The sequence below is a fragment of the Collinsella sp. An271 genome (assembly GCF_002159695.1).
GTDB classification, from domain to species: Bacteria; Actinomycetota; Coriobacteriia; order Coriobacteriales; family Coriobacteriaceae; genus Collinsella; species Collinsella ihumii.
Map to the genome: position 1 here is coordinate 1 of NZ_NFJE01000035.1, position 1,197 is coordinate 1,197.

Sequence of the window (1,197 nt, forward strand, 5' to 3'; positions counted from 1 at the left end):
CAACCGGGCCGCGAGACCGCGCCGGGACGCCCCGGCGCCGATTCGGCATGCGCCGACGGGCCGGGAGATTTATTCAGATCGAAGCTTGACAAAGCTATAGGAACACCCCCCACTCGCCCTGATCGTAAGGTGCAACATGCCGTCGCTGCGCGAACCGAGTCGACCAACGTTCCCATGAGGCGCCTCAGGTGTTCCCTGTGAACTTCTCGGCCGTTCGCCCAATTGCGATACGATACACATGACAACCTGTTTTCGCATCACCCGTTCGACCCGCTCGGACGGGCTTTTGGCATGAGGGGGCAGATCGGGAGCGACCCGGTTGCCATAGGGAGACGACACATGCTCATCCATCGCATAGCCGCCCAGCTCTATACGGCCGAGGCGCTGCAGACCATCGAGGCGGCGCTCGCGGAAGGCCAGGACGCCACGCTCGCCGTGTCGCAATCCGGTCGCACGCTCATGCTCGCGGCGCAGTTCGCGCGCAATCCGCGTTCGACGGTCTATATCGTGTCGGGCGAGGACGCGGCCGACCGCGCGGCCCGATCGCTGGCCGCGTACCTGGGGCTGGAGCACGTGGTGCGTTTTCCCGAACGGACCGACTACCCGTGGAAAGACACGCAGCCCGACGACGCGGTCGTGGCGGCCCGCTGCGCGGCGCTCGGCCGCGTGGCGAAAGGGGAGCCGGTCGTCATGGTCGCCTCCGCCCGTGCGCTGCTGCGCTGCGTGCCGCCGCGCGAGAGCCGGTACTGGGCGTCGACCACCTTCACGGTGGGGGAGGAGATTCCCTACGACGAGGTGCCGGCGCGCCTGGTGGGCATGGGGTACACCAGCTCGGATGCGGCAGATGCGCCGGGCCTGTTCCGCGTGCACGGCGACACCGTCGACGTCTTCCCCGCGCAGGCGACCTCCCCGGTGCGCATCGAGTTTTTCGGCGACGAGATCGACCGCATCCGCCGCATGGTGAGCTCGACGGGCCAGACCATCGGCGACGAACAGTCCGTCGAGATCTTCCCGGTCCGCGAACTCGCGCTGACCGACGACGCGGTGCGCCGCATCTCCGCCGCGCTGTACGCGCCCGCCAAAAACGATACGGAGCTCGCCGCCCTGCTCGAGATGGTGAAGGCGCGCATCGTGACCCCGGAGCTCGACCGCTTCATGCCGCTCATGTACGAATCGACCGTAAGCCCGCTCGCACAC

1 pseudogene is annotated in these 1,197 nt (G+C 67.8%); it reads left to right on the forward strand.

The window, feature by feature from the left end:
- Positions 1-339 precede the first annotated feature (339 nt).
- Positions 340-1,197, forward strand: a pseudogene (locus B5F74_RS12130) (transcription-repair coupling factor); the annotation flags it as partial.